The 23,048-nt window shown below is 65.2% G+C and carries 20 protein-coding genes; 9 read left to right on the top strand and 11 right to left on the bottom strand.

Translation table 11 applies throughout. The features are described 5' to 3' along the window. Nucleotides 1-57: 57 nt before the first annotated feature. Entirely contained in the window at nt 58-1,014 is a 957-nt protein-coding gene (locus LVJ94_28315) for a helix-turn-helix domain-containing protein (GenBank protein WXB00814.1), read from the bottom strand. Nucleotides 1,015-1,087: 73 nt separating this feature from the next. Here LVJ94_28315 and LVJ94_28310 point away from each other — a divergent pair, with 73 nt between their 5' ends. Continuing rightward, nucleotides 1,088-1,702 carry a cysteine hydrolase gene (locus LVJ94_28310; protein WXB00813.1) on the top strand — a complete coding sequence of 205 codons (615 nt, stop codon included), beginning with the start codon at nt 1,088-1,090 and terminating at the stop codon, nt 1,700-1,702. Here the strand turns inward: LVJ94_28310 and LVJ94_28305 are convergent. Next, nucleotides 1,668-2,540, bottom strand: a complete 873-nt coding sequence (locus tag LVJ94_28305; GenBank protein WXB00812.1) for a helix-turn-helix transcriptional regulator — start codon at nt 2,538-2,540, stop codon at nt 1,668-1,670. The genes LVJ94_28310 and LVJ94_28305 overlap by 35 nt on opposite strands. 75 nt (nt 2,541-2,615) lie before the next feature. On the opposite strand from LVJ94_28305, the gene LVJ94_28300 reads away from it, so the two are divergent. Then, the gene (locus tag LVJ94_28300) at nt 2,616-4,970 is read left to right on the top strand and encodes a M61 family peptidase (GenBank protein ID WXB00811.1); all 2,355 of its coding nucleotides are present in this window, start codon (nt 2,616-2,618) and stop codon (nt 4,968-4,970) included. A 1-nt stretch (nt 4,971) separates the two neighbouring features. Here LVJ94_28300 and LVJ94_28295 read toward each other — a convergent pair whose 3' ends face one another. Both LVJ94_28295 and LVJ94_28290 read right to left on the bottom strand, forming a co-directional pair. Continuing rightward, the gene (locus tag LVJ94_28295) at nt 4,972-6,714 is read right to left on the bottom strand and encodes a DUF885 domain-containing protein (protein WXB00810.1); all 1,743 of its coding nucleotides are present in this window, start codon (nt 6,712-6,714) and stop codon (nt 4,972-4,974) included. Between the two features lie 20 nt (nt 6,715-6,734). Beyond that, complete coding sequence (locus LVJ94_28290; protein WXB00809.1) at nt 6,735-8,156, bottom strand: PLP-dependent aminotransferase family protein; 1,422 nt, start codon at nt 8,154-8,156, stop codon at nt 6,735-6,737. Nucleotides 8,157-8,320: 164 nt separating this feature from the next. Here LVJ94_28290 and LVJ94_28285 point away from each other — a divergent pair, with 164 nt between their 5' ends. Continuing rightward, the gene (locus LVJ94_28285; protein WXB00808.1) at nt 8,321-8,806 is read left to right on the top strand and encodes a hypothetical protein; all 486 of its coding nucleotides are present in this window, start codon (nt 8,321-8,323) and stop codon (nt 8,804-8,806) included. A gap of 167 nt (nt 8,807-8,973) precedes the next feature. After that, nucleotides 8,974-9,318 carry a hypothetical protein gene (locus LVJ94_28280; protein WXB00807.1) on the top strand — a complete coding sequence of 115 codons (345 nt, stop codon included), beginning with the start codon at nt 8,974-8,976 and terminating at the stop codon, nt 9,316-9,318. A gap of 90 nt (nt 9,319-9,408) precedes the next feature. On the opposite strand, the gene LVJ94_28275 is transcribed toward LVJ94_28280, so the two are convergent. Then, nucleotides 9,409-10,425, bottom strand: coding sequence for a GlxA family transcriptional regulator (locus LVJ94_28275; protein WXB00806.1), 1,017 nt, complete (start codon nt 10,423-10,425; stop codon nt 9,409-9,411). An 84-nt stretch (nt 10,426-10,509) separates the two neighbouring features. Beyond that, a complete protein-coding gene (locus LVJ94_28270; GenBank protein ID WXB00805.1) occupies nt 10,510-11,418 on the bottom strand; it encodes a metallophosphoesterase in 909 nt (302 codons plus the stop codon). Nucleotides 11,419-11,543: 125 nt separating this feature from the next. Between LVJ94_28270 and LVJ94_28265 the strand changes: the two genes are divergently transcribed. The 3 genes from LVJ94_28265 to LVJ94_28255 all read left to right on the top strand — a co-directional run bounded on the left by LVJ94_28265 (nt 11,544) and on the right by LVJ94_28255 (nt 14,183). Then, nucleotides 11,544-12,467: a hypothetical protein gene (locus tag LVJ94_28265; protein ID WXB00804.1), complete on the top strand. Its 924-nt coding sequence runs from the start codon at nt 11,544-11,546 to the stop codon at nt 12,465-12,467. Between the two features lie 272 nt (nt 12,468-12,739). Further along, nucleotides 12,740-13,216: a hypothetical protein gene (locus tag LVJ94_28260; protein WXB00803.1), complete on the top strand. Its 477-nt coding sequence runs from the start codon at nt 12,740-12,742 to the stop codon at nt 13,214-13,216. Between the two features lie 19 nt (nt 13,217-13,235). Next, nucleotides 13,236-14,183, top strand: coding sequence for a S1-like domain-containing RNA-binding protein (locus LVJ94_28255; GenBank protein WXB00802.1), 948 nt, complete (start codon nt 13,236-13,238; stop codon nt 14,181-14,183). Between the two features lie 200 nt (nt 14,184-14,383). Here LVJ94_28255 and LVJ94_28250 read toward each other — a convergent pair whose 3' ends face one another. From LVJ94_28250 to LVJ94_28230, 5 genes are all read right to left on the bottom strand, one after another. Then, nucleotides 14,384-15,691, bottom strand: coding sequence for a hypothetical protein (locus LVJ94_28250; protein ID WXB00801.1), 1,308 nt, complete (start codon nt 15,689-15,691; stop codon nt 14,384-14,386). 30 nt (nt 15,692-15,721) lie between these two features. Beyond that, entirely contained in the window at nt 15,722-16,375 is a 654-nt protein-coding gene (locus LVJ94_28245) for a TetR/AcrR family transcriptional regulator (GenBank protein WXB00800.1), read from the bottom strand. Next, the gene (locus tag LVJ94_28240) at nt 16,372-17,190 is read right to left on the bottom strand and encodes an alpha/beta hydrolase (GenBank protein WXB00799.1); all 819 of its coding nucleotides are present in this window, start codon (nt 17,188-17,190) and stop codon (nt 16,372-16,374) included. The genes LVJ94_28245 and LVJ94_28240 overlap by 4 nt, the downstream gene beginning before the upstream one ends. Next, the gene (locus LVJ94_28235; GenBank protein ID WXB00798.1) at nt 17,190-18,659 is read right to left on the bottom strand and encodes a wax ester/triacylglycerol synthase family O-acyltransferase; all 1,470 of its coding nucleotides are present in this window, start codon (nt 18,657-18,659) and stop codon (nt 17,190-17,192) included. Before LVJ94_28235 ends, LVJ94_28240 begins: the two co-directional genes overlap by 1 nt. A gap of 87 nt (nt 18,660-18,746) precedes the next feature. Continuing rightward, nucleotides 18,747-19,616 carry a sterol desaturase family protein gene (locus LVJ94_28230; protein ID WXB00797.1) on the bottom strand — a complete coding sequence of 290 codons (870 nt, stop codon included), beginning with the start codon at nt 19,614-19,616 and terminating at the stop codon, nt 18,747-18,749. 60 nt (nt 19,617-19,676) lie between these two features. Between LVJ94_28230 and LVJ94_28225 the strand changes: the two genes are divergently transcribed. Beyond that, nucleotides 19,677-20,699 (top strand): AraC family transcriptional regulator, encoded by a 1,023-nt coding sequence (locus LVJ94_28225; protein WXB00796.1) that lies wholly within the window; start codon nt 19,677-19,679, stop codon nt 20,697-20,699. A gap of 64 nt (nt 20,700-20,763) precedes the next feature. After that, the gene (locus tag LVJ94_28220; protein ID WXB00795.1) at nt 20,764-22,305 is read left to right on the top strand and encodes a carboxylesterase family protein; all 1,542 of its coding nucleotides are present in this window, start codon (nt 20,764-20,766) and stop codon (nt 22,303-22,305) included. The last annotated feature ends 743 nt before the right edge of the window (nt 22,306-23,048 follow it).

Genomic DNA, 23,048 nt, shown 5'->3' with positions numbered 1-23,048 from the left:
GCCAGGCCATGGACCGGCAACCCCTGGTTGCATCCATGCAGAAAGCCGCGGGCGCGACTACGACGGACCGCGGAATTCGCGCCGCCACGCCGACGGCGTCGTCGTGTACGCCGCACTGAAATGCTGCCGCAGCGAGACGGCGCCGCCGAAGCCCGAAGCCTCGGCAATGCGCTCGATGGAGTCGTCGGTCGTTTCTAGCAAGCGCTGCGCGAGGAAAAGACGTTGCTCGAGCAACCATTGCGTGACGCTGGTTCCGGTGAGCTTGCGAAAATGTCGTGTGAAGCTGCGCCGGCTCATGGCGACGCGGGCGGCCAGTCCGTCGACGTCCAGCGGCTCGTGCAAATGGGCGCGCGCCCAATCGAGCAGCTCGGTCAAATGGTGCCCGCGCGGCACGTCGGTCGCCGGATGCTCGATGTATTGCGCCTGGCTGCCTTGCCGGTGCGGTGCCACCACCAGACGACGGGCCACATGATTGGCAATCTCCGCGCCGCATTGTTTTCGAACCAGATGAAGGCAGCAATCGATGCCTGCGGCGGCGCCCGCCGAGGTGAGGATGTCGCCCTCGTCGACGTAGAGCACATCGGATTGGAGGCGGATCGATGGAAACCGCCGGGCGAATGCGGGCGCGGCCTGCCAATGCGTGGTCGCACTGCGCCCGTCGAGGAGACCCGTGTCGGCGATGACGAAGGCGCCAAAGCACAAACCGACGAGGATGGCACCGCGCGCGTGGGCGCGGCGCAAGGCCGACAGCAGCGCCTCCGGTGGCCGCTCTTCGAGATTGCGCCACGAGGGAACGATGATGATGTCCGCGTGGCTGAGCGCGGGGAGTCCCCGTTCCATGCGAAGCTCGAACCCGGATGTAGCCCGCAACGGCCCTCGCTCCGCGGCGCAGACGCGCAGGCGGTAATGCTGGGCCAGGGCCCCTGGCGCTTCCTCCTCGAAAACGATGCACGGTACCGAAAGATGAAACGGGCTGATGCGGTCGAAGGCGACGACGGCGACGGTGCGGACCATGATGGCCCAATTCTATCGAAGAGTGGCCTTTGGGCCACTGGTTCGTCGAGCCCGGAAGCTCCATCTTTGGGACATGAAACGCGCCCTTCTCGTCATCGACGTGCAGAACGAATATTTCAGCGACAATTTCCCGGTCGAATATCCACCCACGCGTGTCACCCTTCCGCACATTGGGCAGGCCATCGATGCCGCGCGTGCGGCGGATATTCCCATCGTGGTGGTTCAGCATTCCGCGCCAGCGGGGTCACCCATTTTCGCCAAGGGCTCGAGCGGCTGGGAGCTCCACCCGGAGGTGGCGCGCCGCGGCCATGACCATCTCGTCGAGAAGACGAAGGCCAGCTCGTTCAGCGGTACCGATCTGCGCGAGTGGCTGGCCGCCCGCGGCATCGATACGCTGACCATCGTCGGGTACATGACCCACAACTGTGATGCGGCGACGACGTTCGATGCGGCGCACGCGGGGCTTTCGGTGGAGATCCTTTCGGACGCGAGCGGCTCGTTGCCGTACGCGAACCGCGCGGGCTCGGCGACCGCCGAGGAGATTCACCGCGTTTTCACGGTGGTGTTCCAATCGAACTTCGGCGCGGTGATGAGTACGGCCGAATGGCTCGAGAGCGTGCGCCAAGGCCGCGCACCCGAACGCGACAATATCCTCATGTCCAATCGGCGTGCACGCGGAGTGGCCTAGGGGCACGCTGCGCCGCCAGATCCGAGGGCGCGCAGCCGAACTCCGCGCGGAAGGCTCTCGTGAAATGGCTATGGGACGAAAAGCCCGTGGCAAAGGCAATCTCGGCGAGGCGCCCCGGTCCGACGTCCCCGATCATGAACAGCGCCGCGCGCAAGCGCACGCGCGTGAGGTGCCGGTGCAAGGTCTCGCCGGTCACCGCGCGAAAGACGCGGCTCGCGTGAAACGGCGAAGCGTGGCACGCCGCGGCCATGGAATCGACGGTGAGGCGCTCGCGAAAGCGCGTGACCATCACGTGGTGGAGCTCCTCGGTCAGCCGACGCCACGAAGGCGTGATGGCGCGCTTTCGGCGGGCACGGGCCGGCGTGGTGTCGGACAAAATGCGGTGGGCCAGGGCCAATGCGGTCTCCTCGATGGCCACCGCATCCCGCGCGTGCACGAGTTCGAAATGGATGCGCGCCGCCGCCGGCGAGACGTAGCACGCGCGTGCGGACATGCGCGGGAGCAACTCTTCGGCGAGGGCCCCGCGCAAAAGAAGCAGGGTGCTTCGCTGGGGGTGCCGCGTCGGCGAATTCACCAGGTACTCGTCGCCCGGCGCGTGCAGTGAGGCACACGTGGGATCCATCACGCGCTGCACGCCGCCGCTGCTCTGCAGGTGCATGCCCTCGCGCATCACGTCGAGTTCGTAGTGGTGCGCGCTGACCGAGGACCACCCGTGCTCGTGGCCGGCGCAATGGCAGGCCCCCACGAAGAGCTCTCGCCCGGCGTGCAGGGGCCGCAGCGGGTAGTCGAGCGTCCAACCCGCCGCTCGGGCCTCCGTGGGGATTTCGAGCAAGGACATGACAGCGCCATCGTAGCAGCGCCGTAACATCGCGGCATGTCCATCTCGAGGGTTCGTCCCGCTTCCATGTTCCGGATGGCCGCTCCGTTCGCGTTCGCCGCAGCCTTCGGCCTCCCGGCGTGTGCCCCGGCGTCGTCGTCGCGGCCTTCCGTCGTCGTTCCCACCATTGCGGCGCGTCCCGAGGACGTCGCCACCTTGGAAGGCTTGATGCGCGCCTTCTACGAAACGGTGAACATCGCACCGGACGCGCCACGCCAATGGGATCGTGATCGGACGACGTATTTGCCAGGCGCGCGCATCGTGGCCATCGACGAGAAGGTCTCCATCTGGGATCACCAGGGGTTCGTGGACTTCGCCGAACCGCTGCTCCGCCATGGTTTTCGCGAACGCGAGCTGGTGCGCCGCGTGCGCCGGTACGGCAACATTGCCAACATCGAGTCCAGTTACGAGTCGTTCGTTGGCCCCCAGGAGACGGTTTCGCGTGGGGTGAACTACATTCAAACCTTTTACGATGGCCAGCGGTGGTGGATCACCGGCCTCGTTTGGCAAACGGAGGATGCCGCGCACCCCATTCCCGCGGATCTCTTGCCGGCGCCCCCTCCCGCGGCGCAGAGCATCCTGCGCGCCGGCGTCATCCAGGTGGCCGTCGATGCGCGCGACGCGCCCCGCAAAATGGTGCATGCGAAGCTCACCGTGCCGGCGAACCCCGGGCCTCTGACGTTGCTCTATCCCAAATGGATACCCGGGGAGCACGGTCCCACGGGGCCGATTGTGAATCTCACGGGATTGCGATTCTCGGCAGGTGGAAAACCGATTGCGTGGGAGCGCGATCCTTCGGATATGTATGCCTTCCATTGCACCGTGCCGCCGGGGGCCCACGCCGTGGAGGTCGAGATCGATGCACTTTCCGCGGTGACCTCGGGGCAGTTCAGCGCGGGCCCGAGCATGACCTCGCAGCTGGCGGATCTGAGCTGGAATCACGTCGTGCTCTATCCGAAGGGCACGTCTCCGGACGGTCTCACCTACCGCGCGAGCTTGCAGCTACCCCGCGGGTGGAAATACGCGACGGCCCTGCCCACGGCGCGCGAAAGCGGAGACACCATCGAGTTCGCGCCGGTGTCCTTGACCACGTTGATCGATTCGCCGGCGGTCGCGGGCGCCCATTTCAAAGAGATCGATCTCGGCGCCGGTGGCATTCTTCCCGGGAGCCCGCGCCATGTGCTCGACATGGTGGCCGATTCCGAGGGCGCCCTGGCGATGGGCCCAGAGCACATCGCCAGCATGAAGCGTCTCGTGGGGGAGGCGCACGCGCTTTTTGGATCGTACCACTATGGCCGTTACCGCTTCCTTTGCACCTTGAGCGACGACGTGCCCTCGTTTGGCCTGGAGCACCACGAGTCGAGCGACAATCGACTTCCCGAGAAGGCCTTTCGCGACGAGCGAAAGCGCAAAGCCTTTGCCTCGCTCTTGCCGCACGAGTTCGTGCATTCCTGGAATGGCAAATACCGGCGTCCGGCCGGCCTCGCCACATCGGATTACCAAGAGCCCATGAAGGGCGATCTTCTATGGTCCTACGAGGGCCTCACCGATTACCTCGGCATCGTCCTGACCGCGCGCAGCGGATTGTGGTCGGCGGCGGATTTTCGCGAGAACCTGGCCTTCGCGGCCGGGGCCATGGAGGCGGCGGGCGGACGGAGTTGGCGCTCGCTGCACGATACGTCGGTGTCGGGGCAGGTCCTTTATTCGGCGCCGTCGGAGTGGGCGAGCTGGCGCCGGAGTGCGGACTTTTACCTCGAGGGGGATCTTCTCTGGCTGGAAGCGGACATGCTCATTCGCAACAAGACGGGCGGCAAGCGCTCCCTGGATGATTTCACGCGCCGCTTCTACGGCGGGGCGAGCGGTGCGCCGAAGGTCGCGCCCTACACGTTGGACGACGTGGTGACGGCCCTCGGGGATGTGGTCGCGCACGATTGGCGAGCCTTTTTCGCCGAGCGCACGTCCTCCACGGCGGGCGCCCCGCTCCATGGGATTGCCGCGAGCGGCTGGCGTCTCACGTACACCGGCGAGCCCAATGAGATGGCCGATCGGGTGGACGAAGAATTGAAGCAGATCGACCTGCGCTTTTCCGTCGGCCTCGTCCTCAAAGACGACGGGACGGTGCTCGACGTTGCGCCGGCTACGCCCGCCGCGAAGGCGGGCATCGCGCCGGGCATGAAGCTGGCCGCCGTGGGCGGGCGAAAGTACGCGACGGAGCTCGTGCGGGATGCGATTCGCTCGAAGGAGCCTTTCGAGCTTCTCGTGCACGATGGCGCCTACGTGAAGGTGCACCGCATCGACTACCGCGGCGGGTTGCGCTACCCGCACCTGGAGCGCGACGCTTCGAAGCCCGATCGCCTGGGTAACCTCCTCGCGCCCCGCACGCAAAAGTGACTCACCGCTGCGATTCGATCCAATGGTCGATGATTTTGCGCAGCATCGGCAGGGTCACCGCTCCGTTTTCGAGCAGGGCCACGTGGAACTTCTTCAAATCGAACCGCAAACCCAGCGCCGTTTCGGCTTTGCGGCGCAGCGCGAAGATCTCCAGCCCGCCCGTGTCGTAGGCCGTGAGCTGCGCGGGCCATGCGGCCATGCGGTTGACCAGCGCATCGACTTGGGCCGGTGTGAACCGGCCCGCCTCGACCAGGTAGGCCACCGTCTTCTGCCGGGTCCATCCGCGCAGGTGCAGTCCGGGATCGGCCACCATCCCGCGGGCGGGCCAGAGGCGCCGTTGGATCTTGGCTAGGTCCGAACCGTAGAGGCCCATCTCCTCGGAGAGGGCCTCGGCGTATCGCGCCCAACCTTCGCCGAAGGCGCTGTTGGCGACGAGTGCCTCGATCTTGTGGTGCCCCGGTGTCTCACGCGCGAGCGCAATTTGGTAATGGTGCCCCGGATACGCCTCGTGGAACGCGGTGATCTCCGCATTCGAGCGCAAGGTGGCCGCGTACGCGCCCAGATTGATGTGGTAGACGCCGGCGCGTGATCCGTCGGCGGACGCAGGCTGATACGAATCGCTCGCCGCAGCCTCGAGGAACGGCGCCACGGGTTCCACCCCCACCGGCGCGGCGGGGATGGTCGCGAACGCCTTCGAAAGCCCCGCCTTGGCGCGCTCCACGGTGGTGCGTGCAAACTCCAGGTCCTCTTCGCGCGAGCGAAAGCGATTGCGGGGATCGGCGTTCAGCCGCGATACGATGGCGTGCAGATCGGTCACGCCCAGGACTTTTTGCGCGAGGGCCTGCGCTTCGGAGACATTGCGTTGCACCGTTTGCTCGCCCAGGCGGTACGTCTCGTCCGGATCGCGTTCGATGGTGGTGTAGACGCGAAACGATGCTCGGTAGCATGCCGCACCATCCCGATTCGCCGCCACGCCGAGCGCCTCCCGTGCGCGCGGGCGGTATTCGTTCTTCAGGAAATCGAGTTCGCGCTGAATGGCCGGCTGAATCTCGTCTCGCAGCAAGGCCGTCCACGGCGCCGCGAGCTCGCGATCGCGTTCGGCGGGGGAGAAGAAGGGCGATTTTTCCACGGGCAACTTCAGAATGTCGTCGAGTTGCTTGATCACCAAATCGACATTTTCGCGCGGTGTCGAATAGCCCAATCGGAGTCCCTCGCGGGCATTGGCCATCTCGTGGTCGATGTACCGAGGCACCGCCCGAAAGCGGGAGAGCGCTTTGGCACGAAGCTCCGCGGTCCCCACCCGCTGCGCCTGTGCGAGTTCGGCCAGCCACGCGGGCCAGCCGGACATCTGATTCACCGGCCACAGCTCCATGCGGCACACGCGGTTCGCCCGCGCACCGTCGAGAAAGTCGCGCACGAATCCATACGTGAGCCACTCGGGCCGTCCCCAGAGCGCGTCCCCATCGATGCGCGCCAGCCGCGCGGACCATGCATCCTCACGCGCCTGCCAGGCCGCGAGTGCGGCGGTCGAATTGTCGGCGAATCCGCCATCCGGCGCGCCCTCCATTCCATTGAGCACCGCCTCCGTCGGGTGGGCCTCGATCCATTCGTGCAAGATCTCGTCCGCCAGATGTGTGACCGAATCGTCCTTCGGTGCCGCCGGAGTGGGGGCAGGCGCAGGGCGCGGCGTGGAGGCGGAGCATGCTGCGACGAAGGTAAGGCCAAGGAGCGACGGAAAGCGCATGGAGCCCGGTCTACCATGGGCTATCGCCAAGGCGTCGAAATCTCGCTCAGGATCCGCGTGGCCTCGAGCAGTCGTCGTTCCGTCGAGCCGCCGAATCCCAAAAGGAGGCCCTGCTGGCGGGCTCTCCCCGCGTAGCAGGCGGAGAGCGCGGTTGCCGTGAGTCTGCGCGCGGCCATGCGCGCCACGAGGTTGTCGTCGTTGATGCCCCGTGCGAGCAGCACCGTCACGTGCAGCCCTGCGTCGGCGTTGTACACGGAGAGCCACTCGGCGCAGTGCCGTGCAAGGCCCGTGAGCAGCGCCTCGCGCCGTTTCATGTACACGCCCCGCATACGGCGCACGTGCCGTGCGAAATGTCCCTCGCGTAGAAACTCGGCCAGGGCAAGCTGGTAAAGCGTGGGCGAGAAAAGGTCGAGCGAGGCCCTCGCGTCCGCAAACCGCGGCACGAGAGAAGGCGGCACGACGACGTAGCCAATGCGCAGCGCGGGGAAGAGGACCTTGCTGAAGGAGCCGATGTAGATCACGCGTGCTTGCGTGTCCATTCCTTGCAGTGCACCGAGGGGACGGCTCACGTAGCGGTAGTCGCTGTCGTAGTCGTCCTCGAGAATCCACGCGTTCTGCCGCGAGGCCCAGTCGAGCAATTCGAGCCGCCGCGCCGCGGTCATCGACATGCCCAGCGGGTACTGATGCGACGGGGTGACGTACACGGCACGCATCGCGCCGCGCGTTCGAAGGGTGGACACGCGGAGGCCTTCCTCGTCCACCGCCACGGGGATCGCGCGCGCGCCACCTGCCGTGAGCGCCGCCCGTGCGCCGGGATACCCCGGCTCTTCCATCGCCACACCGTCACCGCGGGCGAGGAGCACCGCGGCCGTCACGCGCAGGGCCGCCTGCGATCCCGACACGACGAGCACCTGTTCGGCCTCGCATCGAACGCCGCGCGCGGCGCGAAGATGCTCGGCAATGGCATCCCGCAAGGCTGCGACGCCCGCCGGATCGCCATAGGCCATTTGCGCACGCGTCATCGTGTGCGCATGCCGCGCCACCAACCGGGCCCACACGGCTTGCGGAAATTGATCGAGCGCCGGCAGGCTGGTGCGGAACGGGCCGAGTCCACCGTAGTCCCGCGCGGCCGGCGGCGGACGGATGCGGCCACGGCGGTGCGCCGGGGCAGGGGATCGCAGCAGATGATCGGGCAACGCTGCGCTGACGAAGGTGCCCGAGCCGAGGCGGCCCTCGAGGTAGCATTCGTGCAAAAGCTGCTCGTACGCCGTGAGCACGGGCAGACGCGACACCTCGAGCTCCTCGGCCAGCGCCCGCGTCGACGGAACCTTTTGCCCGGGGTGCAGCACCCCATCCAGGATGGCCTGCCGGAGTCCATCGTAAATCTGCCGATAGATGGGGATGCGCGAGGCGCGGTCGATGGGCAGATGCAAAGTGGTCATGGCAAAAATTGCCGAAGTGGCCATGGCCAAAGTACCGGTTTCTATCTATGTCAGCAATCGGTACACCATGAAGAGAGTTCACATTTGTCTATCGTGCGCATTCGTCTTTTGCGTGTCAGGCAGGAACCACCGCGCGAGCCCGGCTTGCGGCCGCTCCGGTCGCGGTGCACGATGGCCTGCGTGACTTCGATTTCGAGCTGGGCGCATGGCAGACGCGCCTCTCACGCCTCGTGCGGCCATTGAGTGGGTCGACGGAGTGGGTCGAGTACACGGGAACCAGCGTGGTTCGCAAGGTATGGGGCGGACGCGCCAACCTGGTGGAGCTCGAGGTGGATGGCCTCGCGGGTCATATCCAAGGCTTGAGCCTGCGCCTCTACAACCCCGAATCACGGCAGTGGAGTCTGAACTTCGCCAACGGCAAGAGCGGAACGTTGACGGAGCCGGTGTACGGTCGTTTCGAGAACGGCCGCGGCGAATTTTATGGCAAGGAGTCCTGGAATGGCCGCGCCATCTTCGTGCGATTCGTCATCTCCGACGTGACCCCGACGTCGGCGCATTTCGAACAAGCGTTCTCGGAAGATGGCGGTAAAACCTGGGAGGTCAATTGGATCGCCACCGACACGCGCATCGAAGGCACGCCCACGAATTGACGAGACCGCCTAGTTGGCAACGTTGCCGACAAAAGAGCTTCGCGCGGCGATTCGGACAAATAAAAATGTACCGCGTTCGTATTGTTCCTCGGAGACGATGCATCGGACGCCAGCGCGGAGCGCCGGCAGAGAGACGCTTTTGTCTTAACGTCGAGGAGAAATCGTTCATGACTTCTATCAAGAAACTCGGAGCAGTGGTTGGTGCGATGGCGCTCGCCGGAATCGTGGCGGGCATTGCGAGCAACGCGGGAGCGTCGACGAGCGAACCGTGGTCCGCTGGCGAAGGCTCGACCCAAGCGGACGGCGACGTTCAAGTAAGCGTCGCCCTCTCGTTCAGGGAAACGTGCAGGGAGACCTGGGCGGAGGGGCAGGGGAATGCGGCCACGTTTGCCCGGGCGAATGCGTGTCTGCGGAGAGACAATACGTGGACCGGTCCCAAAGTGTGGCACGGCTGGTGTACGACCAATCTGATCAACAACGACGGCAACATCGAATGCAGTTCCACGCCGTGAAGTGAAAGGGGCGCGCGCAGGGGTAGGCCATCGTTCTGCGCGCGCCGTTCATATCGAAAGACTCCTCGTTTCGGCACTCTCGAGTATCGTTCAATGTTGCGTATTGCGGCGATAAGCTTTCGGTGAAACGCCGACCTCGCCGGTGAATTCTCGTCGCAAGGTGCCCGAATTGGCGAAGCCCGTGCGGGCGGCCACCGTTTCGATGCCCTCTTGGGTTTGCTCGAGGAGGCGCCGGGCCGCTTCGATGCGGACCTTTTCCACGAATTGGCGCGGGGTCGTTCCCACCTCGCGCACGAAAACGCGGCTGAAGTTGCGCGGGCTCATGCCCACGCGCCGTGCCAGGCTCGGGACGGAGAGGTCGCCGTCGGGGTTCTCCGCGATCCACGCTTGGAGCGCCCGAATGGGCGAGCGCGTCGCCAGCTGCGTCGACAACAGAGCACTGATTTGAGGCTGCCCGGCGGGACGTTGCACGTAGAGCACCAATTCGCGTGCGAGCTCCAATGCCAATTCCCGGCCGTGGTCCTCCTCGACGAAGGCCAAGGCCAGATCGAGTGCGGCCGACACACCCGCCGAGGTGTAAATGGCCCCATCGCGCATGAACACGGGTTCCGGTTGCACCACGATATCGGGGAACCGGGTCGCGAGCTCGGAGCTCCACGCCCAATGCGTGGTCACGCGTCGCCCCGCGAGAAGGCCGCTCTCGGCCAGTGCAAACACGCCCCGACAGATCGCGCCAAGGCGTCGCGCACTCACCGCCACCCGCTGGATCCAATCGCGCAGTGGCGCGGTTCGTGCGGCCGAAAGAATGGCCTCGCCGCCCCCGATGAACACCGTGTCGTAATCGCCCGAGGCCTCTTCGATGCCGAGCGAGGCCACGATGGGGACTCCGATGGATGTTGCAATGGGGCCCGCCGCAGGCCCAATGAGCTCCACCGCGTAAACCGGAGCACCGCGTATCGATTGGAATCGTCCATTGGCACGCGCAAAGACCTCGAGCGTGTTCGTGATGTCCAGAAGCGCGACGCCGGGATAGGCGACGACGGCCACGCGCGCAGGTGTCGGGCTCGTCTGTTTCGAGCTGTCTTCGTCGGTTTTTCGAATGATCACGCCTACATTGGTAGTGCCCGGATCGAGCACCGGCAAAGCCAAAAATAGGTCAAAAACGGACAAACACGCGGCGCGTGCGCGCTGTCATTTGGAGAGCTTTTTTTCGTCCCACCACTCCCAAGTATTCGCTTCGTAGTCGTAGCGGGCGATGGTCATTTTCGAATCGGTCACGTGCACCACGCTGAAGGTGTGCGTACTGTCTTTGACCGCGCCGGGTTTGTACACGTCGACCCCGTTCCATCGATAATGCCCCGTCGCGTGATGGTGGCCATGGAAGAGCGCGATCACGCGATGCTTCTCCATCGTCTTTTTGAGACGACTGCGAAAGTCGCCCTCCGAGAACCAATTTCCGGTCGACCATGGCCCTTCGAGGGCGAAATGAAACGCGATGACGATGGGGACGTCCTCGGCGTACCGCGCGAGGTCGTTCGCCAAAAACGTCAACCCTTCGTCGTCGGGCGCTTCGCCCAACGAAACCAGGTGGACGTCGTCCCAATCCCAAGAATAGAAGCGGCCTCCGTGCCGTTCCACGACACGCTGCTCGACGCATCCCCTGAACGCGCCGTGCACGCGATCGTGATTTCCGATTCCCTCGAAGACCGGAATCTTCAGCAAGCCCTCCCGGCCGCGAAGACCATAATACGCTACGAAGTGCTGCCATTCTTCGACGCGGCCCCGCTCGGTCAAATCACCCGTGAGCAAAAGACCTCGCGGCGTTTGCACCTTACCGCCCATGGCCGTCGGATATGCCTGTCCGGCGAGTCCGTTCATTCGCGCGATGACCCGTTGATGATCGCGTTCGATCCCCACGGGGCGGGCCAGCGGATCGGCCGGCAGGGTCTTCAAGTCGTCCGGGAATCCAAATCCGAAGTGGAGATCGCTCAGAACGAAAAACGTCACATCCGTCCCACCGCGCCGCCGATGGATGGGCGCCGTCGAACTGGCGTCGCCACCGTGCGACTCCGCAGCCTGCGGCGGCTCTTTCTCACGCACTCCCGGCGCTGGCGCGTCTTTGTGCGAGCAAGCCGCCAGTGCGAACAGACATACGCCCCCTGTGAGAATGAATCGAAGGTGCGAGGGCGGCAGCATGGAGTGGAGGGTATGCAATAGTCTAGAGCATGAATCGATACCTCGTCACTGCCGGCGGGCGACATGTCGCGAGCCGTTTGGCGCCGGGACTCATGACCGCCGGGGTGTTCATCGTTCCCTTCGTGGTGGCGTTCATCGTCGGATGCATTGCCGGCCTGCTTCATTCGACCGCCTTGGGGATCCTCGCGGCCGTGCTCTGGCTATTGCTCTTGCTGACAGGTCCCGGAGTCATCTTTTGGAGTCTCGCACGCGCCAAGTCGCAGTTGTCGCAGGGCAATGCGGCATGGCTTCGCGGTGACTCGCTGACCTCCGTGCGGTGCGCACACTTCGTCCTGACATGGATCTTTCGCAGCGATCTTCGAACGGGCGCGCTTCACTTGCTCGGGTTGACCGCGGAGGCCGATGGCGAGTTCGCCTTGGCGTACGAGCTTTTCTCGTTGGCCAAAGACATGACGCCGGCGGCCATCTCGTCGCGCTTGCGCGGCAAACTGCATGCGACCTTGGAAGCGCACACCGCATTGACGGCTGCCGCCCTCGGTCGGGCCGATCTCGCGCAGGCGGCCATCGCCCGGGGTTGGTACCAGGTTCAGCTCGCGCAGCTGCCGCCGGGGGCATTGGACTTCTTCCTCGACGACTCGGCCCTGCCGGTGCCCAAGTTCATATCGGTGGCCTCCAACATCGACATCGTCGAGACGCGGCGCGATCCGCGAGGTCTCCTCTTTCTCGCGGGAACCGTGGCCGCATTTCGGAATGACGAGCGCAAGGTCGCCGCCGAGGTGGGCGCCCGGATGCACGAATGGCTCGGAACGTTGTTGCCGCGCGAGGCGCTGCTCTTTCGCGTCACGATGGGCCGTGCACTCGCCGAGGTCGCCGGCCCACATCGGGCGCTGCCAGCCCCGTCGCTCGAAGGCGATCCGATGCGCGCATGGATCGAACGCGCATTGGGCTTTTGAGCTCAACGCGTCGCGCAACGTCCATTCGCATCGGTGCTTTCATGCGCAACCGTTTTTCGCGACGTGCATCCTGCGATCCCGGTCAGTCACATGACCACCCGAAGCCCTCTCCATAAAATCGGTTCGGTCTCATTTATTATGAGAAAAAGGCCCCAAGCGGGTAACATAGGTATGTCGGTGTTTGCGACCTCGGGGGGACGTTGTCGTGCACCTATGCGTCAACGGCCGAAAGATTTCCCCAACCTGCCGGTTTAAACCGAAAAGGGGGACGAATGAGAACGACGAAGAGCCAGTACGACGACGCTGTGGACGTGGCGGCCTTCGACGAGGCTTTGGCGCGGCACGATGCGGGCGAGCTCGGGAATGCCATTCGGTTGTTGGAGCGGTTGGCAGCCCGGCAGCCGAACAGACCCGCGTTCGTCGGCATGCTGGCGAGCGTTCAATACGAGAATGGCGACTATCGCAAGTCCGCGGCAAACGCGCGCCGAGCTGTCGCTTTGTCGCCGCGCTGTCAGATGGCGTCGGTCACCCTGTTCCAATCGCTCTATCACCTCGGCGATCATGAGGGGGCGTTCCGAGAGATTGCGCGCTTCCGCGCCATACGGCATTCCGCCGAGTACGAGCGCACCCTCCCGGTGATCGAAGCCGGCGCACTGCGCAAGCTGCAAGCCAGACCGCTCGATTCGGATCAGCGGCGACTGCTCGAGATCGTTCGCGCCGAGCTCGAGGAGCGACCGCTGAAGCATTGAGTGCTGAAGTCCCCAGCACATGCGGCCCCCCAAGGCCGAGCCTTGGTGGTACGACACGTCCTGTATGACCCTGGATGATTTGCTCGGACACTCGGCCTCCTTAACCATCCGCCGATTCGGCTCGCCCGGCGCCTTCCTCGCGCTCGATGCAAACGACGAACGCCGCGATGCGCCGACGATTCTCCTCCTTGGGCCGGAGATCCCCGAGAATGCAGAGACGGGCGACACGCTCGACGTCTTTATCCATCTCGACTCGGAAGGGCGTCCTATCGCAACGCGGCGCATGCCCAAGGTGGAGCTCGGTGAGGTGGCCTTTCTCGAGGTGACGGCGCTAACCGACTTCGGCGCCTTCGTCGATTGGGGCCTGGCCAAGGAGCTGCTGGTTCCGCACAAGGAGCAGACCACCGACCTGGCCATTGGGGCGCGCCACCCGATCGGCCTCTACATCGATGAGAGCGGGCGGCTCGCGGGCACGATGCGCGTGAGCGAGATGCTGCGCGACAAGGGCCAGTTCGAGCTCGACGAATGGGTCGAGGGCGAAGCTTGGCGAAACGATCCGGAAATCGGGCTGTTCGTCATCCTCGAGCGCAACTTCGTCGGGCTGGTGCCCCGAAGCGAGCCGCATCGCCTCTCCCGTGGCGAGGCGGAGCGCTTTCGCGTGAGCAACGTGCTACCCGATGGGAAGATCGAGCTCTCGCTTCGCGGCCACGCGCACCAAGAGATCGATCGCGATGCGCAAGCCATCCTGGATGCACTCGCCCGTCCCACGACACCCCGCGTGGGCGATCGCTCGAGCCCGGAGGTGATCCGCGAGGTCTTCGGCCTGAGCCGAAAAGCCCTCAAGCGCGCTGCGGGCCGGCTGCTGAAAGATGGCGCGATCGCCATCGACGCGGATGGCTTCTTCGTGCGGCGCACCGCTCGAGTCAAGGGCGGCGGCGCCAGCGGCGGTGCAAAAACGAGACGCTGAGGGCAACGGCTACCCACACCGGCGCGAACCGCATCTTGCCGGTGAGGGCCGCGGACGTGTTGCAACCGTCGCCGTCGCGCGCCGAAGCGCCTGCCGGCACGAGCCACAAGGCAAGCGTTACCCCTACCATTCTGCGCCATCGAGCCATGGTGCGTCCTCCGGAGCGGTCATCGGCCATAACCGGCGCGGCGTTGCGTGCGTTAGAGAAAGCGACTGCTCTTCACGGCAAACGACGCATGATGTCGGGGACGCCTTTGTTTGGACCCAGCGATGCCTGCGCGCTCAGCCGCTCGCGCCAATGCGGCCAGACGAGGAAGGTCCGTCACGCGATCCATCGCCAGCTCGGCGTTGGCCGTAAGTTCCCCGAGCTGGGACGCCGGCCGTGCATCTGCCGGCACGTTGGTGGGCGCGTTCGTCGCGGGATCGACTTGGAGCCGCGCGCCCCATGGCGAGCTGTTGACCTGATACAGAAACGTGACGGCGTCACCCACCCAGGGTGTCGGATTCGTCCAACAGGCGGCGTGCGTCCAGAGAAAGCGTCCGCGCTCGTGGTAGGAGAGGCTCTCCAGGGACTCCTGCGGAAGGGATGCCAAATCGTAAACGACCACCAGCCCCGGTTGGTCGGTTCCGGCCTCCGGCCATGGAATGGGAGAAGGCAATCCGAGAAGGTGTGCGGTGGCATGCGCGAGGATTTCGCTCTCGCGGTCACGTCCTGCGAACACGCGGTCGAACGGCATCGTGAGCACTTGGGCGATGGCTGCGACCTTCTGAATGCCCTCGAGGCACGTCTCGATCGAATCCTGCACGAACGCGTAACGCCCGAGCATCCCCTCGTCGAAACCGTACGGCGAAAGGTGGAGGAGCAGCGACCCGCTCATGACGAAATGCCAACCGCGCAAGTCCCGATGATCGAGCTCGCCCGCACCCTCGGCCAGCAAGGCGTCGGCGCGCGTCAGCATCGCCGCGATCGCGTCCGACAGATGCTTCTCGGTTTCGTTTGAGCCGGGGTGTAGGCTTTGCGACCGCGCCGCCTTCAAGTCGCCCATGGCGATGGTATTGAATGCGCACAGGTACGCGGCAAGAAAGTTCTGGTCCACGAGGGCCGGAGTCGCACGCAACACGCGGCAGGCTTCCTCGTGCCGGCCGCACCGCTCGAAGGCCGTTGCAAGCTCCAGGACAATGGGCTCTTGCCCTGGCGCTAGTTCGTTGGCTCGAGCGAGGAATGTCGCTGCGGCCTCTGGCAAGTCCTGATCGATGAGCGTGTACCCCAGGTCGTAGAGCGCTTGAGGGTTTCGTCCGTCCGTGGCGGCGCGCACCTTCGAGGCGAATTCCGGTCCAGCAATGACATTTCCGATGTCGGCAAAGAGCGCGACCGCGGCCGCCCACTGCTCCGGTTCTTTACCCGGCCCCGGAAAATCGAGCACGGGGCGCAGATGAAGAAATGCGCTCCGCGCATCCCCGGCGGCCAAGGACTGCTGTGCACGTGTGATGGGAGACTCTTCGGGCATGGCCGATTGTTCCTCGCCACGTCGCGAAAATCACGTTCGCGTTTTCGTGCGGCGGCTGCTCTTGCGGGGTTCGGCTTCGCAGGCGCGGGAGGCGCTGCGGAGGGTGCCGTCGACCAACGAGGCGAGGACGGCGTTCATGTCCGTGTCGTTCTTCAACGAGGACGTCAGCAGGGCACCGAAATACGACGCGAGGAGCGAAGAGGCGAGGGCATCGGGTTCGACGCCTGGTGCGAGGAGACCGGCTTTTTCGGCGGCGTGGGCGTCGGCGGTCATCTCGGCGAGGACCTCGTCGAACAAGGCCGACGCCGCGCCGCCGATCTCCTCGCTCTCCAGGGTCGCTGCCAGCACGCCGCGGCTCAGGGTGCGGCTTCGCGCGGCTTGCTTGCCCAACGTCTCCACCATGGCGCGCATCGCTTCGAGCGGACCCTCGGGCAACGCCGCCTCGCGCGCCTTGCGCGCGTAGTCCGTCTGGATGTGCATCAGCGCGGCGATGATCTCCGCCTTCGAGGCGAAGTGGACGAAGAACGTCGCCTTCGCCACCCCCGCCCGCGCCGCGATGCGATCCACGCTGGTGGCGTGGTAGCCCTGCTGCGTAATGAGCTCGGTCGCTGCTTCGAAGAGCTTCGCGCGCGTTTCGCGGGCGCGCTGTTGCCGTCGGGTTTCCGTCGATTCGGATTCGCTCACGACCTCACCGTAGATCGTCCGCTCGCCTCGAAGAAGCGGGTCAACTCGGCCACGGTCGCATCGGTCCGCTCCAGCGGGAAGCAATGGCCTGTCGCGCCGAGCTCGACGAGCTTCGCCCCAGGAATCAATCGCGCGAGCTTGCGCGAATTTTCCGGCGGGATCAGACGGTCCTCGGCGCCTGTGATGACCAAGGTCGGAACATCGAGCTTCGGCAGCCGCGACTCCGTTCCGTGCCGGACGATGGCCGCCATCTGAAGCGCGGTCATCTTGGCCGTGGCGGGCTCGGACCGCGACACCCAGTCGGTGAAGCGCTGCGGTTCCTTCTCGATCAGCTCGGCCGAAACGAGAACGGACGCGAGCCGCATCCGCGAGGCAGGCGTGCGCACGAACATGCCACCCAGCAGCGCGCCGATGGTCGCCACCGTGGGTCGATGGTGGCGCAGCCAGCTCGCGTGCGTGCACCCGAGTGCCAGCGACTGCGCCCGCCGCGAATGGCGGAGCGCGAACTCCTGCGCGATCATCCCGCCCATCGAGATGCCGAAAATGTGGGCGCGCTCGATGTTCGCGGCATCGAGAACCCGCGCGGCGTCGTCGGCCATGTGGGCCATCGAGAAGAGCCCCGGCGGGCGTGTGGACTGGCCAATGCCCCGGTTGTCGAAGACCACCACGCGGAAGCGCTCCGCGAGGCGCGCAGGCAGATCGCTCCAACCCCGCGACGAGAGACCGAAGCCCATGATGAGCAACACCGGCGGAGCATCGCTCGGCCCGCTCACGTCGTAGTGGAGCCGGTGGGAGCCTCCATTCGCGATCGGCATCAGGCTACCGCAGCGCTTTCGCGAACGCTGGTCGTGGTCCGCGCACGTGCGGGCTCGCTTTTCGGCGCAGGCATCGCAAGCTTCAACAGCTCCGCGAGCTCCAGCTTCATCGCCTCCGCGAGGTCCGGCAAATCGCGCGCGTGGTCTGCATCGGCGAGCAACCCCACGTCGAGCGAGCCGTTGTAACTGAGGAGCGCAATGCCCAAGGTCTGCTTCGGTGCGAGCGGCACCAGCGGATGGCACCGCAGCATGCGGCGCCCGAGCAAGAACAGCTGCATCTGCGGACCGGGTACGTTGGTGACCACCAGGTTGAACCACGTCTCGCGCATCGACAGGCGCGCGGCCGGTGCCGCAAGGGGCGGAGGGCTAAAGTCGGAAAGGCTGGTCAGGGCCATCGAGCCCACGAGCAGCTTGCTCTTCTTGAGCCCGGCCATCGTGCGACCCACGGCATGCAGGCGCTCGACCGGATCGGCGCATCGCACGGGCAGGGGGCAGAAGACCATCGCCACGTGATTGCCCGTCGTCTCCGCTGCACCGGGGCGCCGGACGTTGACGGGGACCATGACCTGCAAATCCTCGGTGAGCGATTCCCCGCGGGCCGAGAGCACGCGGCGCAAGGCTCCGGCGACGACCGCGAGCACCACGTCGTTCACCTTTCCACCGAGCGCCGCGCCCACCGCCTTCACCGCCGGAAGATCCAGCGAGACCATCTCGTAGCGGCGGTGCGGGCCAATGGGCTGATTCAGCGACGACTCGGGCGTGCGCAGCAACTGCGTCCCGCTGAGCAGCAGCGGCACGATGCCGCCGGCCATCACGGAGAGCTTGCTGCGGGCCTCACCCTCTGCCTTGACCGCACCTCGCACGAGCTCGAGCGGGCGACGGACCTGATCGCGCAGCGCAGCCTTCACCAGGGCCCGTCGCGAAGGAGCCGGTCGCGGATTCCACGCCGGCGCATGCGCCGCATCGGCCGAAGGCGCGCCATCGAGCAGCACCGCCGCGAGATCCAAGCTGGAAATCCCGTCCACCATGCAGTGGTGCGTCTTCGCCACGATGGCGAAGCGCCCGCCTTCGAGCCCCTCGACGAGGTACATCTCCCAGAGCGGCCGCTCCCGATCGAGCTGCTGCGCGAAAAGCCGGCTCGCGAGCTCCTTCAGTTCTTTCTCACCGCCGGGCGCGGGAAGCGCCGCTCGGCGAACGTGGTACCTGACGTCGAACCGCGCATCGTCGACCCACGCGGGCCGTCCGATTTGAAGCGGCACGAACGCGAGCCGCTGCCGGTAGCGCGGTACACGGTGGATGCGCGACCCGATGTGCGTGACCAGCTCCTCGTAGCTCGGCGCCGGTCCCTCGAACAGGGCCACGCTGCCCACGTGCATGTGTGCCGTGCGATCCTCGAGGTAGAGGAAGCTTGCATCCAGACCACTGAGCGGCTCGTGCCAGCTCGACATCTCGCGCGTTGAAGAATCCATCGTGTGTGCCCCGTTCCTTGCCTTCGCTGACCATAGGTCACTGACCGATGGTCGTCAAGAAGAACGGGGCCCAAAAGCCCGGGAAAACTACGGTTCAGGCGCAGGGAAAGGCGTCGGCCGCTCCCAACCGGGCGGCGCCCAGAGGTGCTTCAGGCGGTGGGCGAGGGGCCCGGGCCGGAGCACATCCCGCATCATGGCCAGCGGCTCGTGGAAGACGGTGACGATCGGATTCGCGGTGCGAAGGGGATGGGTGATCCCGTAGGCGGGCTTTTCGCTCTCCCCTTCGAAGGTGCCGAACAGCCTGTCCCAAATGATGAGTGTGCCCGCGAAGTTCTTGTCCAGGTATCGCTCATTGCATGCATGATGCACGCGATGGTGCGAAGGCGTATTGAACACGTACTCGAGCCACCCGAGCTTTCCCACGAGCTCCGTATGAACGAAAAATTGATAAACCAAGTTCACATTGACGGCGAGCAATACGAACGACGGAGAAAATCCCAAATAGAGTAGCGGAATGTAAAACGGCCACATGCCGGCGATGGGCGAGAGCATGCTCTGGCGAAACGCCGTGGAGAAGTTCATCGCCTCCTGCGAATGGTGCACCACGTGCGTGGCCCAAAGCCACCGCACGCGATGGGACGCGCGATGGGCTGCATAATAGAGAGCGTCCTGCAGGAGCCACAGCACGAAAAAGGTTCCCCAGGTCCGGGGTATCGTAAAAAGGCGGTATTCGTAAATGCGTGCATACACCCCGAGCACCACGACGAGGGCCAAGAGCTCGACGGCCTGGAACGAGGCCGCAAGTGCGATGTTGTTGAGCGTCTCGTGCTTCGTGTAGTTCGAGCGCCGCATGCGGGCGAGCTTCCAGGCCTCCCAGCCGATGCAGGCGAAGTACGCAGGGGTGGCCAGGAGCAGGACGAGCTTGGCCGGGTCGAGGGAGAGAATCGTGTCGAACATGGCGGATGCTCATGAAAGCGGGATCCGGTAGTAGAATCTTGACCGACGCCGCCAAGTGCCATGACCGATCCCGCCAAGACGAATACGGCCTCCGTGGCGTATCTGCGCGCCCTATTCGATTACGCGGATACCAGGGGGGGGGCGGGCACCGAGGCCTTGCTCGCACGGGTCGAAGGAGTTGCCCTCGACGATCGGGACGCGCGGCTCTCGGAAACCACGTGCGCGGCCTTGTTCGATCGGGCGGCTTCGCTGCTGGGCGATGACGCCATCGGTCTTCACGCCGGCGAGCGGATCCGGCCGGGCCATTACGGCGTTCTCGGTTACGTCGTCATGAACTGCCCGACCTTGGGCGACGCGCTCGCGCAGCTCCAGCGCTACCAGGCCTTGGTCATCGACATCGGCCCGCCGGACCTTTTGCGTGCCGGCGGCGAGCTGACCGTGATGTGGGATCCACGGCTCGAGCGGCCACTCCGCCAGCTCGCCGAGTTCAACCTGTCCGCCATGCTCGCGTTCGCCCGATGGATCTCCGGTCGGGACGAAGCGCCGGTGCGTGTGGACTTCACCTTTCCCGAGCCCGCGCGCCTCGACGAGCACCGCCGTATTTTCCGATGCGCGCTGCGCTTCGAGGAGCCGGTTTACCGCATCGTCCTGCCATCGCGATGGCTCGACGCACCACTGATTCGGCCCGATCCCGAGGTGCGCGCGGCGATGTTGGCCCTGGCCGAGAAGCAGCTCCTGTCTCAGGTGGGCCGTCGGGCGGGCGACTTGGACGCCATCCGCGATCTCGTGGCGAAGAACCTGTCGGCGGGGGACGCCGCGCTCGCGAAAATTGCCGCGGGCCTTGGACTGAGCGCGCGCACGCTCCAGCGAAAGCTCCACGAGCGCGGTGAGTCGTTCAGCGCCATCGTGGACGAAGTGCGCCGCGAGCTGGCGATGCGCCACTTGAACGACCATGCCCTCGACCTGAACGATCTGGCGTTTTTGCTGGGTTTTTCCGAACAGAGCGCGTTCCAGCGGGCGTTCAAACGCTGGACGGGGGAGGCGCCCGGTTCCTATCGCAAACGCCTGCGCGCCGGTTCATAATTCGCGGTTGGCCATGCGTCTTGCATCAATGGGTTTGGCGGGGCTGTCATGTTTGCTCGGCCTGATGATCTCGTGTGCCCCTGCACTGCGGGAGGTTGCACGACCCATCGCGGAGCGACACGTCGCCGTCGATACGGGGACGCTTCAGGGCGTGCCGGGGCCGGGCGAGACCGTGGCATTTCTCGGTATCCCGTACGCCGCACCGCCAACGGGCGCGTGGCGATGGAAGCCTCCGCGCCCGGCCCCGTCATGGGAAGGCGTTCGCGTGGCCGGCGCGCTCGGTCCTTCGTGCCCGCAGCCGGATCGCGCGGAGAAGATCCGCAAGGTCGTGGTGACGGCGCTGGGCGGAGACGTCGCGGCGATTCCTCCGCAGGGGCCCAAAGGCTTCGGCCCCACGAGCGAAGATTGCCTGTCGCTCAACGTCTTTGCACCGGCTTTTCGTGCGGCGGAAAAGCGACCCGTGATGGTGTGGATCCATGGCGGGTCCTTCGCGTACGAGCGCGGCGGGGAGGAGGCGGCCATTCTCGCCCGGCGCGGCGTCGTCGTGGTGACGTTCAATTATCGACTGGGCTTGCTGGGCTTTCTCGCGCATCCGGCGTTGACGAAGGAATCGCCGCACCATGCGTCGGGCAACTATGGCCTGCTCGACCAAATCGAGGCGCTTCGTTGGGTGCAGCGGAACATCGCGGCCTTTGGCGGGGATCCCTCGCGCGTCACCATCTTCGGGCATTCGGCTGGAGCCGACTCGGTGCTGATGCTCGCGGCGTCGCCGGAGGCGCGCGGCCTGTTTCGGGGCGCGATGGCACAGAGCAGCAGCCTCGGTGAGTCGCAGCCTCTCGCGGTGGCCGAAAAGGATGGCGCGGTGATCGCGGAAAGCCTTGGCGCCTCGTCGAGCGATCCGCTGTATGCCCTTCGCGCCGCACCCGTGGAGCGGTTGCTGGCCGCGCAGTCCGGCGTCGAGCCGGTGACGGACGGATGGATCCTCCCGAAGCCGATCCCGGTGGCGATCGCGGAAGGTGCCACCGATGGAGTCCCCTTGATCGTCGGCGCAACGGCCAAGGAGTGGTCCATCTTCGCGATTCACTCTCCGCCCGCGAAGGACGTCTCGGGGTACCGCGAGTTGCTGCGCAAGGCGGGGGAATCGCACGTGAACCGCTTGCTTGCGCTCTACCCGGCGGCGCGCGACGAAGACGTGCCGGCGGCCTCGATTCGGTACCTCTCGGACTGGGACTTCGTATGCCCAGCGCGTTTCGTCGCGAGCAAACGGCGGGGACGCACGTGGTTCTACGTGGCTTCGACCCCGGTATCCGTCGGAGAAAGCGGGGCGCGCTACGGAGCATTCCACGGTTCCGACGTGCGCATGCTCTTCCACGACGAAATGGGCATCCCGTTGGGCGAGCTTGCGCAACGCACCGGTGATGCAATGCAACGATACTGGACCCGCTTCGCGATTTCCGGTGACCCCAACGAGCCCGGCCTCGCGGCATGGCCGCGCTACGGGGCGCAGCACCTGGACTTCGGCGACCCAATCCAGGTGCGCGGCGACGGGGATCACGCGGGATGCCCCGTGTTCGATGAAGCGATGCGCGATCGCTTATCGAAATGAAGGGAGCTCGTGCAGGGTTGGTGCGTTTTGGGGAGGCTCGGATCGGCCTCAATTTTCGGGGATTGCGGAGAATCGACGGTGGTTCAGAAAATTCTTCGTGACTTCGAAGACGCGCTGAGTAGATTCCGCCGTCCTTCCGGTGGCGTTCCCCCAGAAGAACTCCGCAGCGGCTTCACCAAGTTGCGGAGATCGTCGGGACAAAGTGTGGATAAGAATCGCAAACGAAATGCTTGCGAGACTCCACGAAGGGTCCTAGAAGGCCGCTTCCTCAAGACGACGCGATTCGTCGCCGAGTCCGAGGGGGCAACCCGTCCTTCTCTTCTAAAGAGAGGGGCTTCGGCCATCGAACCAATTTTCGATGCCGAAGCAGAAGTGGATGACGAAATCGCAAACAAAGTTCTTGCGAGTCTCCACGAAGGGTTCTAAAAGGCCCAACTCCTCGAGGTGACGCGATTCATCGCAGACCCGAGGAAATGTTGAGGAGAAAAAAGTCCTCGACAAGAAGAAACGGCTGAACTAAAAGGCCGCCTCCTCGAATCGACTCCGGCAAGTCACTTCGGTGACGCTGCTGCGGGTCGGTTGGCTCTCGAGTTCTTCGGACACCATAACGTCCGAGAGCTCCTCAAAAAGAGAGCAGACGAAAAGATTCTGGTTGACGAACCGAAACGCTGAAACTAAGGTTCGCAGCCCCAAAGTGTCGGAGCAGCAGTGCTCCCTCGGTCCTTGAAAACTGAATCGTACGC

This window comes from Sorangiineae bacterium MSr11367 (assembly GCA_037157805.1).
In the GTDB taxonomy this organism is placed as follows: Bacteria; Myxococcota_A; Polyangia; order Polyangiales; family Polyangiaceae; genus Pendulispora; species Pendulispora rubella.
This window is presented reverse-complemented; position numbering and strand designations above follow the sequence as displayed.